The sequence below is a fragment of the Rhabdaerophilum sp. genome (genome assembly GCF_046092605.1).
GTDB lineage: Bacteria > Pseudomonadota > Alphaproteobacteria > Rhizobiales > Beijerinckiaceae > Rhabdaerophilum.
Genome location: NZ_JBJTDY010000094.1, coordinates 1 through 13989, shown reverse-complemented (window position 1 = coordinate 13989; position 13989 = coordinate 1). Strand labels below are relative to the sequence as shown.

14 protein-coding genes are annotated in these 13989 nt (G+C 66.4%); 4 read left to right on the top strand and 10 right to left on the bottom strand.

Annotation, left to right across the window (positions count from 1 at the left end; all coding sequences use genetic code 11):
- From ACKODO_RS07645 to ACKODO_RS07615, 7 genes are all read right to left on the bottom strand, one after another.
- A partial coding sequence (locus ACKODO_RS07645) for an ABC transporter substrate-binding protein (RefSeq protein ID WP_408982853.1) occupies window positions 1-425 on the bottom strand: 425 nt, incomplete at its 3' end.
- Between the two features lie 223 nt (window positions 426-648).
- Complete coding sequence (locus tag ACKODO_RS07640) at window positions 649-1134, bottom strand: nucleoside deaminase (RefSeq protein WP_408982851.1); 486 nt, start codon at window positions 1132-1134, stop codon at window positions 649-651.
- Complete coding sequence (xdhC, locus tag ACKODO_RS07635) at window positions 1115-1906, bottom strand: xanthine dehydrogenase accessory protein XdhC (protein ID WP_408982850.1); 792 nt, start codon at window positions 1904-1906, stop codon at window positions 1115-1117. The genes ACKODO_RS07640 and xdhC overlap by 20 nt, the downstream gene beginning before the upstream one ends.
- Entirely contained in the window at window positions 1903-4209 is a 2307-nt protein-coding gene (xdhB, locus tag ACKODO_RS07630; protein ID WP_408982849.1) for a xanthine dehydrogenase molybdopterin binding subunit, read from the bottom strand. The genes xdhC and xdhB overlap by 4 nt, the downstream gene beginning before the upstream one ends.
- Window positions 4199-5671, bottom strand: coding sequence for a xanthine dehydrogenase small subunit (gene xdhA / locus ACKODO_RS07625; RefSeq protein WP_408982848.1), 1473 nt, complete (start codon window positions 5669-5671; stop codon window positions 4199-4201). Before xdhA ends, xdhB begins: the two co-directional genes overlap by 11 nt.
- 74 nt (window positions 5672-5745) lie before the next feature.
- Window positions 5746-6012, bottom strand: a complete 267-nt coding sequence (locus ACKODO_RS07620; protein WP_408982847.1) for a hypothetical protein — start codon at window positions 6010-6012, stop codon at window positions 5746-5748.
- Window positions 6013-6072: 60 nt separating this feature from the next.
- Complete coding sequence (locus ACKODO_RS07615) at window positions 6073-6966, bottom strand: PfkB family carbohydrate kinase (protein ID WP_408982846.1); 894 nt, start codon at window positions 6964-6966, stop codon at window positions 6073-6075.
- A gap of 182 nt (window positions 6967-7148) precedes the next feature.
- On the opposite strand from ACKODO_RS07615, the gene ACKODO_RS07610 reads away from it, so the two are divergent.
- From ACKODO_RS07610 to ACKODO_RS07600, 3 genes are all read left to right on the top strand, one after another.
- The gene (locus tag ACKODO_RS07610; RefSeq protein ID WP_408982845.1) at window positions 7149-8465 is read left to right on the top strand and encodes an ABC transporter substrate-binding protein; all 1317 of its coding nucleotides are present in this window, start codon (window positions 7149-7151) and stop codon (window positions 8463-8465) included.
- Between the two features lie 82 nt (window positions 8466-8547).
- Window positions 8548-8703, top strand: coding sequence for a hypothetical protein (locus ACKODO_RS07605; RefSeq protein ID WP_408982844.1), 156 nt, complete (start codon window positions 8548-8550; stop codon window positions 8701-8703).
- Window positions 8703-9830, top strand: a complete 1128-nt coding sequence (locus ACKODO_RS07600; protein WP_408982843.1) for an OpgC family protein — start codon at window positions 8703-8705, stop codon at window positions 9828-9830. The genes ACKODO_RS07605 and ACKODO_RS07600 overlap by 1 nt, the downstream gene beginning before the upstream one ends.
- On the opposite strand, the gene ACKODO_RS07595 is transcribed toward ACKODO_RS07600, so the two are convergent.
- Together ACKODO_RS07595 and ACKODO_RS07590 are read right to left on the bottom strand one after the other, a co-directional pair.
- Window positions 9831-10994, bottom strand: a complete 1164-nt coding sequence (locus ACKODO_RS07595; protein WP_408982852.1) for a YeeE/YedE family protein — start codon at window positions 10992-10994, stop codon at window positions 9831-9833.
- Between the two features lie 134 nt (window positions 10995-11128).
- Window positions 11129-11353, bottom strand: coding sequence for a sulfurtransferase TusA family protein (locus ACKODO_RS07590; RefSeq protein ID WP_408982842.1), 225 nt, complete (start codon window positions 11351-11353; stop codon window positions 11129-11131).
- 97 nt (window positions 11354-11450) lie between these two features.
- Between ACKODO_RS07590 and ACKODO_RS07585 the strand changes: the two genes are divergently transcribed.
- On the top strand, window positions 11451-12716 hold the full coding sequence (locus tag ACKODO_RS07585) for a c-type cytochrome (protein WP_408982841.1): 1266 nt from the start codon (window positions 11451-11453) through the stop codon (window positions 12714-12716).
- A gap of 3 nt (window positions 12717-12719) precedes the next feature.
- Here ACKODO_RS07585 and ACKODO_RS07580 read toward each other — a convergent pair.
- Window positions 12720-13989, bottom strand: a 1270-nt coding sequence (locus tag ACKODO_RS07580; RefSeq protein ID WP_408982840.1) for a 4Fe-4S binding protein, incomplete at its 5' end; no start/stop codon positions are given.

The following is a 13989-nucleotide window of genomic DNA, read 5'->3' as shown; positions in this document are numbered from 1 at the left end:
GCGCGCATGATCGGCCATTGCGCATAAGCCGCATCCGTCGCCGGCGCGCCGAACTTCTTGCCGTTGAGGCTCTTGAGATCGGTGGTGATGCCCTTCGACTTGCGCCCGATGATCGCGAAGGGCGGCCGGTCATAGACCATCATCACGGCCTTCAGGTTCACGGAAGGGTTCTCGTCGCGGAAGCGGATCAGCGAGTTGATGTCCCCGAAGCCGAGATCATAGGTGTTGGAAGCGACGCGCGGGATTGCCTCGCGCGAGCCGTTGCCGGTATCGACCGTCACATCGAGCCCTTCAGCGGCAAAGTAACCCCTGTCAATCGCGACCAGGAAGGGTGCCGAGGGGCCTTCGAAGCGCCAGTCCAGCGTCAGGCGGAGCTTGGTCGGGGCCTGCGCCAGGGCAGGCGACATCGCGGTCAGACCAGCCATTGCCAAGCCCAGAACAGTGCCACGTCGGGAAATCTCAAACACGGGGGTCCTCCTCTGTTGCTCTTTTCCGCATCTGGTTCGCCATGGGGCGAACGAGGCACGAAGCTCCTGGATGACAGCAAGCCTCATGCCGGGTTGCAGCGCAAGCACCGGGCACGATTCAGGCGTGTCATGCACAGAAATTGGTCGAATTGCCGAAACGACCAGCCTTGCGCCTTCCCCTTCAATAGGGAATACGATCCGCCTTCTTCAGCCATTCAGCGAACACCGCCGTGGCTTCCCTGCTCGGCCGATGCACGGTCGGCAACAGGCGCGCCTCGATGGGCTTGGGGATCTCGTCGTAGATCCGCGCGTCATCGAAGCCGATGGCCGCCGCATCCGCCCGCGAATTGGCGAAAACCAGCCGGTCGAGTCGCGCCCAGTAGACCGCGCCGAGGCACATCGGGCAGGGTTCGCAGGAGGAATAGATCACATGGCCGGAGAGATCGAAGGTGCCGAGCGCCGCGCAGGCCCGGCGGATCGCCACCACCTCGGCATGCGCGGTGGGGTCATTGCCGGAGGTCACGCCGTTCCAGCCCTCGGCGATGATGCGGCCATCCTTCGTGGCGATCACCGCGCCGAAGGGCCCGCCTGCGCCCTCTTCCATGTGCAGGCGCGAAAGCTGCACCGCGCGGGCCAGAAGCGCTTCATCATCGGGCTGTTCGGGCATGAATTCCTCGTGAGGCTTTCTCGGTCGCGGCCTGTTTGGCTTTCTCCTGCAAGAGCTGCACCGCAACCCCTGCCGCGATGAATGCCGGCTCCTTCGAGCCGAGATCCTTGATCCCGATGGGGCAGGTGAGGCGGGTAAGGGCATCCCCCCCATGCCCCATGCTCCGCAATTGCGAGAGGAAACGTGCGCGCTTCGTCGCCGAGCCGATCACGCCCACGAAGGGCAGGTCGTCGCGCCGCAAGGCCGCATCGCAGAGCGCGAGATCGAGCGCATGGCTATGGGTGAGGATCAGCACCAGCGATCCCGCTCCCGCGCTCGCGATTTCCGTCACGGGATCGGTGGGCGCGACGGGCGTCGCGTTGGGGGGAAAGGCCTGGGGAAAGGCGTTCGGGCGCGGGTCGATCCACCGCACGGCTAATGGAAGCGGCGCAAGCGCCAGCACCAGCGCACGGCCGACATGTCCTGCGCCGAAAATGAGAACGGGCGTCGCCTCCGGCTTCTCCAGCCGGGTCTCGCCTTCCACGCGCTCGAAGGACAAGGTCACCCGCCCGCCGCAGCATTGGCCGAGATCGGGGCCGAGCGCGAAGCGCATCTCGCGCCGGATCTTGCCGGATTGCAGGAGGCGCTGCGCCTCGGCGAGCGCCTGCCATTCGAGCACCCCGCCGCCGATCGTGCCGGAGAAACGGCCTTCCGCATCGACCAGCATCGCCGCCCCCACCTCGCGCGGGGTGGAGCCATGAGCCTCCGCGATGGTGATGCGCATGCGGCTCATGCGAGGCCCTTCTGCGCATCGCAGGCGTCGAGAATGGCTTCGGGCGTTGCTGGCGCCCGCAATCTCACCGGCTTGCCCGGCGAGAGCGAATGCACCGCATCGGCAATCGCGGAGAAGACGGAGATCGCGAGCATGACCGGCGGCTCACCCACCGCCTTCGAGCGGTGGATCGCATCCTCGCGATTGGCCTCCTGCCAGAGGCTCACGCGCAGATCGGCCGGAACATCCGAGGCGACAGGGATCTTGTAGGTCGAGGGTGCGTGGGTCCTGAGCCGGCCCTCGGCATCGAAGACGAGTTCCTCGGTCGTGAGCCAGCCCAGCCCCTGCACGAAGCCGCCCTCGATCTGGCCGATATCGATCGCCGGGTTCAGCGAGCGCCCGCAATCATGGAGGATATCGACGCGCGAGAGTTTCATCTCGCCGGTCATCGTGTCGATGATGACCTCGGAACACGCCGCGCCATAGGCGAAATAGAAGAAGGGACGGCCGGTTTTCGTGTTGCGATCCCAGGTGATGCCGGGCGTGGAATAGAAGCCGGTGGAGGAGAGCGGGATGCGCTCGAGCACACAGGCTTTCGCCAGCGCGCCGAAGGCGATTTCTTGCCCGTTGCCCCGTGCGAAACCACCAGAAAACGCGACGTTTCCGGCTGAACACCCGAAGCGCCGCGCAGCTTCCGCCGCCATGCGATCCCGGATCGTCTCCGCCGCGATCTTCGCCGCCATTCCATTGAGATCGGAGCCCGAGGAAGCGGCCGTGGGCCCGGTATTCGGCACTTTCGCGGTGCTGGTGGCGGTGATCTTCACGCACTCGAGGCCGATGCCGAAGACATCCGCCACCACCTGCGCCACCTTCACATAGAGGCCCTGGCCCATCTCCGTGCCGCCGTGATTGAGCATCACCGAGCCATCGGAATAGACATGCACCAGGGCGCCCGCCTGGTTCAGGTGTTTCAGCGTGAAGGAAATGCCGAACTTCACCGGCGTCAGCGCCAGGCCCTTCTTCAGGATCGGCGAATGCGCGTTGAAATGGGCGATTTCCTGCCGCCTTGCGCGATAATCGCTGGTGAGTTCGAGCCGTTCCACCAGCGGCAGCAGCGTCTCGATATCGAAGACCGTCATGCCATAGGGCGTGACGTCGCGTCCCGGCCGGTAGAAATTCGCCTTGCGGATATCGAGCGGATCGCGGCCAAGGCTATGCGCGATGGCGTCCATCACGGCCTCGATGCCCACCATTCCCTGCGGGCCGCCAAAGCCACGGAAGGCAGTGTTCGAGACGGTGTTGGTCTTCAGCCGCCGCGAGGCAATCCGCGCTTCGGGCAGGAAATAGGCATTGTCCGAATGGAACATCGCGCGATCGACCACGCCGATCGTGAGGTCCGCCGAATAGCCGCAACGCGCATCGAGTTGCAGGTCGATGGCCTGGATATGCCCCTCCGCATCGAAACCGACATCATAGCGCGTGAGGAAATCATGCCTCTTGCCGGTGAGCACGAAATCGTCATCCCGGTCGAGCCGCAGCTTGCAAGGCCGGCCCGTGAGGCGAGCGGCAAGCGCGGCGATGGCGGCGAACTGGCTCGCCTGGCTTTCCTTGCCGCCAAAGCCGCCGCCCATGCGCCGGCATTCGATGGTGATGTCGTGGTCCGCCACGCCCAGCACGCGCGCCACGATATGCTGCACCTCGCTCGGATGCTGGGTGGAGGAATGCACGAGCATCTCCTCGCCCTCGCCGGGAAAGGCGAAGGCTGCCTGCCCCTCGAGGTAGAAATGCTCCTGCCCGCCGATCTCGATCTCGCCCGAAAGGCGCATCGGCGAGGCCGCAAGCGCATCCTCCGCGCGCGGATTCTCCCACGCGTAATCCGGCAGCACGCGCCCGCCTTCCTGCCTCGCATCCTCGACCGAAACGGAGGGCTTCTCCGCGCCGATCTCCAGATGCGCGAGCCGGGCCGCGATGCGCGCGGCTTTGCGGCTCGTGGCGACCACCGCGAAGACCGCCTGCCCGTGGAAGGCGATCTCTTCCGTCGCGAGCATCGGTTCGTCGCCGAGATGGGGCGAGGTGTCGTTCTTGCCCGGTGCATCATGCCCGGTAATCACGCGCACCACGCCCTCGCAGGCCTCCACCTCCGAGAGGTCGAGTTTGACGATCCGACCGCGCGCTTTCGGCGAGAGGCCCAAAGCGATGTGAAGGGTGCCGGCGGGTTCGGGGATATCGTCGATATAGGTCGCGCGGCCTGTCACATGCAGGCGCGCGCTGTCATGGGGCAGGGAATCGTGCACCACAGCGAGGGTTTCTGGCTCAGCCCGCATGAGCCACCTCCCCCCGCGGGTGAATGCGCGTCTCGGCGGCCGCGCCGGCGATTTCGAGCAAGGCCTTGCCGAGCACGGCACGCGCGACCTTCGCGCGATAGCCGGCGCTGGCGCGCATATCCGAGATCGGCTGGAAATCCGCCTCGAGATTCGAGAGCGCCGTCGCCCAGCCATGCGTATCGGAAAGCGACACGCCCTCGAGCGCCTGTTCGGTCGCCCTGGCGCGCGCCGGCGTGCCCGCCATGCCGCCATAGGCAAGGCGCGCTTCGGCGATGCGGCCATCCTCCAGGCGGAAGCGGAACGCGCCCATCACGGCGGAGATATCCTCGTCGAAGCGCTTGGAAATCTTGAAGGCGCGGAAGGCCATGCCCGGCTTAAGTTTCGGGATGTGCAACGCCGTCACCACCTCGCCGGGCTCGCGCGCCTGCCTGCCATAGGCGAGGAAGAAGTTCTCGAGCGGCATGGTGCGGGAGAGCCCGCCCTTGCGCATCTCCACGCTCGCGTCGAGCGCGATCAGGGCGGGCGCGAGGTCGCCGATGGGCGAGCCATTGGCGATGTTCCCGCCCAGCGTGCCGGAGGCGCGCACCTGCCTGGAACCGAAGCGCCGCATCAGCCGGTCGAGATCGGGGTCGAGGCTCGCCAGCGAATGCAGGGCACGCTCATGCGTCACGGTTGCCCCGAAGGTGAGAAGGGCGTCGCTCTCCTCGATGCGGTCAAGACCCTTCACGCGGCCCAGCCAGATGATCTTGCCGAGATCCTGCAATTTCTTGGTGATCCAGAGGCCGACATCCGTGCCGCCCGCCAGCAGCGTCGCATCGGGGTGGCGCAAGGCGAGGCTCGCCATGGTTTCGATGCTCGCGGGCGCCGCAAAGAAGCGCGCCTCATGCCCGATGAAGAGGTCCGAGCCTTCCTGCAGAACTTCGAGCCGCGTCCGGCGAAGCTCGGGCTCGTTGGCGAAGGCGTCCGCCGCCGGGCCGCGGAGCGCTGCAAGCGCGGCATCGGCGATCGGGCGATAGCCGGTGCAGCGGCAGAGATTGCCCGAGAGAATGTCATCGAAAGCCGCGCGGGTGAGCGGGCGCTCGGCCTCGTGATACGCCGCGAAGAGGCTCATCACGATCCCCGGCGTGCAGAAGCCGCATTGCGAGCCGTGATGCACAACCATCGCCTGCTGGATCGGGTGAAGCGTGCCGCCGGCCGAGAGATCCTCCACCGTCAGCACTTCCGCGCCATCAACCTGCCCGAGCAGGAGAATGCAGGCATTCACCGGCTCATAGCGCAGGCGACCCTCGCGCAGGCGGGCAAGCACCACCGTGCAAGCCCCGCAATCGCCCTCGTTGCAGCCTTCTTTGGTGCCCGTGGCGCGTTGCTCCTCGCGCAGCCATTCGAGCAGCGTGAGGGTGGGATCGAACCCGTCGCGTTCGACGGTCTGGCCCCGGAAGATGAAACGCAGGGTGCGACGCATGATCTGTGGTTTCTCCTTCCGTTCATGGTGAGGGAGGCGCGGGAAACTTCAAGAGGGCAAAGCGCCCACAACCCTCAGGACATTCCGAGATATCGCCCGGGGCGATGATTGATCGCGAGGATCAGGTTCACCACCACGGCACCCAGCAGCGAAAGCAGGAAATTCTGCGGCGGCAGCACCGCCGGCGAGGCGAGCAGGATGGCGCAATCGACGCCGAGTTGCACATAACCCGCGCGCCAGCCTTGCAGGCATGTTCGAGCCCCGCGCGAAATTCCGCCATGCCCGCGCCGGCGCAGAGCATAATCCGGGGCCTTCCGCAGAGCCGGCCAACCTCTTCCCATGGCGCGGGCTTGCCGAGGGACTTGGCGATCGGGTTGCTGATCGGGGGGCGCTGGTCGCCCTCATGCCCGTTCCTCGAGGAAGGCCAGCACTTCCGCCTTCGTCGGCGCTCCCAACGGCCCGCCGGGACGCGTCACCTTGATCGCCGCTGCGGCACTCGCGAAGCGGATCGCCGCCTGGATCGAAAGCCCGTCTACCAGCGCGAAGGCAAAGGCGCCGTGCCAGGTATCTCCCGCCCCGAGCGTATCCACCGCTGTCACCGCGAAGGCCGGGTGATGCGTCACGCGGCCTTCCCAATGGCTGTAGGTGCCGTGCTCGCCATCGGTCGCGGCGATGAAATTCGGTCGGCCCTTCGCATATTGGGCCAAGGCCTCGCCGATATGGCTGATGCCGGTCATCTCGCGCATGGCCTGCGCGGAAAAGATCGCATGTGTCGAAGCTTCCACGAGGCGCGGTTCCTGCGGCGCGCGATCGCCATCGAGCACGGCGGCCTTTCCCTTAGCGCGGGCGGATTCGAACATGCGCAGGGCGACATTCTCCCAGCGCACATCGCCCAGAACGGCATCGAAGCCTGCCGGCAATTCGCGCGGCACGGAAGGGGCGTCATCCGGCGCGCTCGCATCGAGGAAATTGAAGATCGAACGATCGCCATTGGGCTCCACCACGATGGTCGAGCGCGAGGTGCGCATGCCCGGCAATGCCACGCTGAGGCTGGTGTCGATGCCATAACCCTCGAGCAAGCCGCGCAATTGCGCGCCCACCGCGTCATCGCCGAAGCGCGCGAGCAGGCCAGGCCGCCCGCCCAGCCGCGCGATGGCAAAGGCGCCGTTCGTCGCCGTGCCGCCGATGGTGGTGAGGATGCCGCTCGCGCGGTGCTTCTGGCCGGGCGTGATCGGCATCGGCAGGGTGTAGATGTCATCGAGGACGGCAATGCCGACGGCGAGGATGCGGGTCATGGCTCGGGGCCTTGGTCGAGAAGGCAGGGCGACAATGGTTAGGCAGCGAAGCCGTTGCCTGCAAGCCCTTCCAGCACGATCGGCATGGGGATCACGCCGCCGGTTTCTCACTTCACCCTTGCCAGCCGGCGGCATTGATCGGAAGGATGAGAGGCCAGCAGTTACGGTTGCGGGGAGGGGTCATGAAGAGCATCGCACCGGTGGGGCGCGGAAAGGTTTTCGCCTGCCTGTTCCTGGCGGTCCTCGCATGGCTGGTCGGCCCCGTTTTCGCGCGGGCGCAAGCTCCGGTCCAGCCGCCGCCGGCTGCGCCGCAAAGCATCCTGCGGCTCTTCATCGGCAACGCGCAGAAACTCGATGTCGCGCGCCTCGCGATCGAGGGCTACCTGCGCGCCAATCCCGGCATCGGCATCGAGATCGAGACGGGGGGCGCCACGCTCGAGCAGCAGCAGCAGATGCTGAATGCCGCTTTGACCTCGAAGGATTCCGGCTACGATCTCTTCCTGATCGATGTGCTGCGTCCGGCGCAATGGGCGGCGGCGCAATGGGCCGAACCGCTCGATGCCCATCTCGGCGCGGAACGTGATTTGCTTCTCGACCGCTACCTGCCGGGAATGCGGGCCGCGAGCATCCATGCCGGGCGGGTAATCGCGGTGCCCTATTTCGCCGATGCGCAATTCCTCTATTATCGCAAGGATTTGCTGGAGAAATACGCCCTCGAGCCTCCGCGCAGCTGGGATGAGTTGAAAGATGCCGCTCGGAAGATCATGGCCGGCGAGAACAACCCTGCCCTGATCGGCCTGGAAATGACCGGTGCGCCGGTGGAAAGCACGGTCTGCTCCTATCTCGTGCCGCTCTGGGCCACGGGGGAGGATCTGCTCGCGGGGGGCAGGCCCAATCTCGGAAGCGAGGCCGCAAAGCGCCCTTTCCAGCTCTGGGCGGATCTGCGCGCCGCGAATGTCACGCCGCCCAACCATGCGGAAATCGCGACCGACCGCATCCGCCAGACCATGCAGGTCGGGAACCTCATTTTCGGGATCACCTGGTCCTATGCCTGGAACCGGCTGCAGACCGATGCGGATTCCGCCGTGAAGGGCCGGATCGGCATCGCGCCACTGCCCGGCTTCGAACCCTTGCGAAGCGCCAGTTGCCTTGGCGGCTGGATGGTCTCCGTCTCCGCCTTCTCGAAGAACAAGCCCGAGGCGGTGAAGCTCCTGCGGCACCTTTCCTCGCCGCAAACCGCGCGGGTGATGGCCCTTGAGGCCGGTCACCTTCCGGCCTTTGCCGAGCTTTATGCCGACCCGGAAGTGCTCGCCGCATGGCCATGGTTCGCGCAGGCCCTGCCGGTCGTGCAATCGGCCCGTCCCCGGCCCATTACCCCGCGCTACTCGGAGGTATCCGAGGTTCTGCGCGCCAATGTCCATGCCGTGCTTGGCGGCAGCAAGACGCCCGAGCAGGCCCTGAGCGACATGGGAATCCGGCTCGGCGGCATTTTCCGCTGAAACTGCCTTCTTCCTGCCTCACGCAATTGCGAGCGGCATGGATGCGCAAGGCTGCATAGCAAATTTGCATGAGGGAGCATGCGTGCCGAACGGAGCCGACATCCTTGCTGAGCGCCTCGCCGCGCAAGGCTGCCGCATCGCCGTCGGCCGGCCGGGCGATGAAGTGCTCGCGCGCGCCGACCGGTTCACGCTGATTGCCGTGCGCATCGCGCCGGATGCCGATGAGGGGAGGCTTTGATGGCCAGCACGCGCAGCCCCCGTGATGAGCGGCTCGATTTCTTTCGCGGCCTCGCGATGTTCGTGATCTTCGTCGCGCATCTCCCGGATAATCCCTGGTTCGGGTTCATTCCCGCGCGGTTCGGTTTTTCCTCGGCGGCTGAATTGTTCGTGTTCTGCTCCGGCCTCGCCTCGGCCTATGCTTTCGGGCGGGTCTTCCGGCGGCAGGGCTTCGGCGCGGGCCTGTTCAGCGTGCTCTCGCGCCTCTGGCAGGTCTATTGGGCGCATATCGGCCTTGCCCTCGTGATGATGGCGCTGAGTGTCGCTGGCTGGAAGCTCACGGGCACGGATTACCCCGCCCGGCTTGGTTTGGGCTGGTTCTATCGCGAGCCGGGCGAGGGGCTTTTCGCGCTGATGACGCTGACCTTCACGCCCGCCTTCCTCGATATCCTGCCGATGTATCTCGTTCTGCTCGCCATGCTGCCGCTGGTGATGCTCGCGGGACGCGTGTCGCCCATCCTCGCGATGGGCGCGCTGCTGGCGTTGTGGATCATCGTGCAGGCGACGCATCTCAACCTGCCGGGCGGGCAGGGGCCGGGCGGCATGTGGTTCTTCAACCCCTTCGCCTGGCAACTCGTGTTCTTCACGGGCTTCGCCTTCGGCCTGGGGTGGCTGAAAGCGCCGCCTTTCGAGAAGGGCGCGCTGTTCTGGCTCTGCGTGGCGTTTCTCGTGGCGTCGGTGCCGCTCAATTTCTGGGGCTTCACGCAGAACATTCCGGCCCTCGGAGCCGCGCATGAACGGCTGATCGGCGCGGATGGCAAGACCAACCTCAACCCCTTGCTCTACATCCATTTTCTCGCAAGCGCCCATGTGGCGCTGACCCTTATCGAACCCCATCGCGCGCGGCTCGCCGCCTTTCGCCCGATCATCGAGGTGGGACAGCAAGCGCTGGCGACCTTCATGGCCTCCATCGCCCTCGCCTGGGGGCTCGGCATGGTGCTGGATGTGACGGGCCGTGACGGGCTCACGACGACTTTCGCGAACCTCGCGGGCTTTGCGGGGCTCGTTGCGGTCGCCCGGCTCGCGAAGCGTTACAAGTCCGCGAAGGACGAACGGGCTGCGAAGCCGGCGATTCAGCCTGCCAAATGATCAGTCCAGCCTGAAAATCGGCCGCAGCTTCACGCCCAACACATTGCCGGCAAAGGCGAAGACGAGCCACACCCAGCCATGCAGGCTGCCGGACACGGTGCCGGAGAAGAACGCGCCGATGTTGCAGCCCGTGCCGAGCCTTGCGCCGATGCCCAGCAGCAGGCCACCGATCACCGCCGCCGCGAGCGAGCGGGCGGGAATGGAAAGGCCCGGCTTGAATTTCCCCGCCATCATCGCCGCGAGCATCGCGCCGAGGATGATCCCGAAATCCATCACGGAGGTGACGTCCGCGAAAAGGCTCCCGCGCAACGCGCCTTCCTGCCCGGCGAAGAAGGCCCAAGCTTCGGGCGCAGCGCCGAAGAGGCTCGCGACTTTCGCGCCCCAGAGTGCGAAGGCTCCCGTGATGCCCCAGGGCCAGCCGGAGACGATGAGCGTCGCGATGTTCACCAGCGCGAGAGCCAGCGCGCCGATCACCAGCGCCCAGGGACCGCCGAGCCAGTTCGTCGCGGGTTGCCGGATGGAAGCGAGCGAGCCATGCCGCGCCGTCTCCGCCCTCGCCACCAGCGCATGGAGCGCGGCCAGTCCGGCGAGCATCACCACCAGGGCCGGCAACCAGCCGAGGCTCGTGACAATCGAGACCGGCGCGAATTTCGGCCAGGCGAACCAATGCTCGGCAGTGGCGCTCGCGAGCGTCGATCCGAGGATGAAGAACAGAAGCGTCACCACCATGCGCACCGAGCCGCCGCCAATGGTGAACAGCGTGCCGGAGCCGCAGCCCCCACCCAGTTGCATGCCGAGGCCGAAGAGAAATGCGCCGGTGACGAGCGCCACGCCCACGGGGAACACATAGCCGCCCACGGGCTGGCCCAGCACGCTGCCCGCAGCCAAAGCGGGGAAGAAGACAAGGCTGGTGACACCCAGCATGATGATTTGCGCGCGAAGCCCCGCGCTTTTCCGCTCGAGGATGAAGCGCCGCCACGCTGCGGTGAAGCCAAAGCTCGCATGGTAGAGCGCGAGGCCCGCAAAGAGGCCGATGCCCGCGAGCAGCGCCATGCGCAGACCGCCATTGAGGCCGGCGAGGGCCAGCAGCAGGACCATGGCAGCCAGAGCGAGCAAGGCTTGCGGGCGGGCCATGAGGGCAAGCGGTTTCTGCGCGAGAAGCATCGACAATCCCCGTTTCTTCCGAGCCCTTTGTAAGCATCCGGAGCCGTTTTGACGATGGGAAGAACCTTGCGATGTTTGGCGCTGTTGCGGGGCTTTTTGCCAGGTTTTCCCGCAGGAAAGGCGGATTTTCCCGCTCAGGCCTTCACGATCCGGAAGGTCATGCATTCGCCAACCTTTTCGGTCGCCTGAAGCGTGTCGCCGGTCTCGCGGATGAGGTTCGGAATGTCGAGCCCCGCCAGAGGGTCATTCGCCGTCACCACCAGCACGGTGCCGGGCGGGAGACCCTTCAGCGCCTTGCGCGTTTTCAGCGCAGGCAGGGGGCAGCGCAGGCCCAGAAGGTCGAGGGCGATTTCAGGCATGGTCGCTCACGTCGCGAGGCTCCTTGCCGCAGGACGCTGTCCCGCAGCCGCATCCCCGCCATATGGTGGAAGCGTTCGGGGCTGTCGAGAGGGAGGAATGGCTTTGCGTTGGTTGATCTGGGCGTTACCGGTTTTCCTCGCGCTGCCGGTTGAGGCCGCCGATCTGCGTGGGCATGGCGGGCCGGTCCGGGCCATTGTCGCCACGCCCGATGGCCGCATCGCCACGGCGAGCTTCGATACCACGGTCATCCGCTGGGCGCCGGCGCGCGGCATCGCCGAAACGGTTCTGCGGGGCCACGAAGGCGCGGTGAACGCGCTGATTGCCCTGCCCGATGGCGGCTATGCCAGCGCCGGCGAGGATCGCCGCATCCTCCTCTGGCCTCGCGAGGGCCATGTGCCCCGCGCGACTCTCGAAGGCCATGAGGCGCCCATTGCCGGCCTTGCGCTTTCCCTGGATGGAACGGAAATCGCCTCCGCGAGCTGGGATGGCACGATCCGCGTCTGGCCGCTCGCGGGAGGCACCCCGCGCGTGATCGACGCCCACAAGGGCAATGTGAATGCGGTCGCCTACCTGCCCGATGGCACGCTCGCCTCCGCCGGCTACGATGGCCAGCTCATTCTCCACAAGGGCGCAGAGGCGCCGCGCGTGATCGAGATCGGCGTGCCGCTGAATGCGCTGGTGCGCGCGGGCGATGAGCTTGCGGTCGCCGCCGCCGATGGGCAATTGCGCCTCGTGAACCCCGTGACGGGGGCCATCACCGCGCTCCCGATCGCCGAGGTGCCGATCGTCGCGCTCGCGGCCTCGCCTGACGGCAGGATCATCGGCGCGGCGGGTTTCCGGGGGGCGCTGGCGCTGGTGGATCGCCCGGCGCGCAACATCCAGCGCCGCATGTCCGGCCCGGCCTTCCCGCTCTGGTCGCTCGCCTTTTCGCCCGATGGCCGGGAGATCCTAACGGGCGGCGCGGATCGCCTTGTGCGGCGCTGGGTGGTGGCCACGGGCGAGCCGGTCAATCCCGTTCTCGCCGAAGCGCCCGAGGCGCGCCTGCAGGCGCTCGCGAACCATCCCGGCGCGGAGGTTTTCAAGGCCTGCGGTGCCTGCCATACGCTCTCGCCGGATGATGGCAATCGCGCGGGCCCCACGCTGCATGGCGTGATGGGCCGCAAGGTCGGCACGGCCGAAGGTTATGCCTATTCGCCGGCGCTTCTCGACAAGCCAGTTATCTGGTCCCGCGAGACCATCGCGCGGCTGTTCGAGATCGGCCCCAACGCCATGCTCCCCGGCACCAAGATGCCGGAGCAGGTGGTGAATCGCGCGGAAGACCGCGAGGCTCTGGTCGATTTCATCGATAAGGCGACGCGCTGAGCCTCAGTTGAGCTTATCTTCCGGGTTCTCGCGGATGTAATCCTCGGTGGTGCGCACGCGCGGCCGGGGCGTGCCGGCATAGGGGTCGAAGCCGGTATTGGTCATCGCTTCCACGCGGCAATCGTCGCAATAGCCGATGAGCTTGGCGCGATCGGCATTCTGGCCCGAATACATCCAGTGCTGGCCTGTCAGCTTCGCCTTGATGCGCTCGATGGTGGACTTTGTGCCGAAGAGCTTCCCACAATGGTCGCACGGGTAGGGCTCTTCCTCCTTCAGCGTCACGGGTGCGGCATTGATGCGCTCGAAATCGATCTGCGGCGCGATGGTGATGACCTTTTCCGGGCAGGTCGCCTGGCAGAGGCCGCATTGCACGCAGAGATCCTCCTGGACGCGAAGCTCCGGCCGTTCCGGATTGGCGCTCAGCGCCGAGGCCGGGCAGGCGGAGACGCAGGCGAGGCAGAGCGTGCAGCCCTCGCTTCTCACATTCACCGTGCCGAAGGGCGAACCGGCGGGAAGCGCCACCTTGGTCGGGCGCGCCGGCGCGACGTTGCGCCATTCGCGCAAGGCCATCATCATGACGGGCCGCTTCTCGCCGATGGGCAGGAAGGTGGCAGGCTCGACCGCGACCACATGCGCAGGCATGGCGCGCAGGCCCGCGAGAAGCTGGTCGGGATCATCGGTCGAGAGGATCGAGACCCCATCCCTGGAATAGCCCAGAGCCGGCAGCAGTTCCGCCGAAAGGCTCGCGAGTTTCGCGAGCGGGAGGGGATCATGCTTCGGCTTCGAACGGATGAGGAAGGCGACGCCCGCCGCGCCATAGGCGAAGCTCGCGGCGATCTGCTCGAGGCCCACTTGCGTGACTTCATTCACCTGAACGGGGATGACATTCGCCGGCAAACCCTCGCCGAAACGCGCGAGCGCATCGATCAGCGGCAGGCCATGCTCGGCATCGTGGAAGAGCATTAACGCACGCTCGCCACCCGCGCTGCGATAGGCGCGAAGCATCACACGAAGCCGCTTCATCAGGTCATCCGCGGCTGGCAAGGCGTAGCTGGCCGCACCCGTGGGGCAGACGGAAGCGCAGGAGCCGCAACCTGCGCAGATTCCGGGATCAATCGCCACCGCATCACCATTCGGGCTGATCGCGCCGGTGGGGCAGACTTCGATACAGCGCGTGCAGCCCGTGATCTTCGAGCGGGAATGCGCGCAGAGTTCCTCGTGGAAAGTGATGTATTTCGGCTTGTCGAAGGTGCCGACGAGATCGCGCGCTTTC

Bases quoted from the DNA above. Each gene is read 5' to 3' on its own strand.
- ACKODO_RS07595 (WP_408982852.1), bottom strand. From the start codon at position 10,994: ATGCTTCTCGCGCAGAAACCGCTTGCCCTCATGGCCCGCCCGCAAGCC.
- ACKODO_RS07615 (WP_408982846.1), bottom strand. From the start codon at position 6,966: ATGACCCGCATCCTCGCCGTCGGCATTGCCGTCCTCGATGACATCTAC.
- ACKODO_RS07610 (WP_408982845.1), top strand. From the start codon at position 7,149: ATGAAGAGCATCGCACCGGTGGGGCGCGGAAAGGTTTTCGCCTGCCTG.
- xdhA (WP_408982848.1), bottom strand. From the start codon at position 5,671: ATGCGTCGCACCCTGCGTTTCATCTTCCGGGGCCAGACCGTCGAACGC.
- ACKODO_RS07585 (WP_408982841.1), top strand. From the start codon at position 11,451: ATGGCTTTGCGTTGGTTGATCTGGGCGTTACCGGTTTTCCTCGCGCTG.
- ACKODO_RS07590 (WP_408982842.1), bottom strand. From the start codon at position 11,353: ATGCCTGAAATCGCCCTCGACCTTCTGGGCCTGCGCTGCCCCCTGCCT.
- ACKODO_RS07620 (WP_408982847.1), bottom strand. From the start codon at position 6,012: ATGGGAAGAGGTTGGCCGGCTCTGCGGAAGGCCCCGGATTATGCTCTG.
- xdhB (WP_408982849.1), bottom strand. From the start codon at position 4,209: ATGCGGGCTGAGCCAGAAACCCTCGCTGTGGTGCACGATTCCCTGCCC.
- ACKODO_RS07600 (WP_408982843.1), top strand. From the start codon at position 8,703: ATGGCCAGCACGCGCAGCCCCCGTGATGAGCGGCTCGATTTCTTTCGC.
- ACKODO_RS07640 (WP_408982851.1), bottom strand. From the start codon at position 1,134: ATGCCCGAACAGCCCGATGATGAAGCGCTTCTGGCCCGCGCGGTGCAG.
- xdhC (WP_408982850.1), bottom strand. From the start codon at position 1,906: ATGAGCCGCATGCGCATCACCATCGCGGAGGCTCATGGCTCCACCCCG.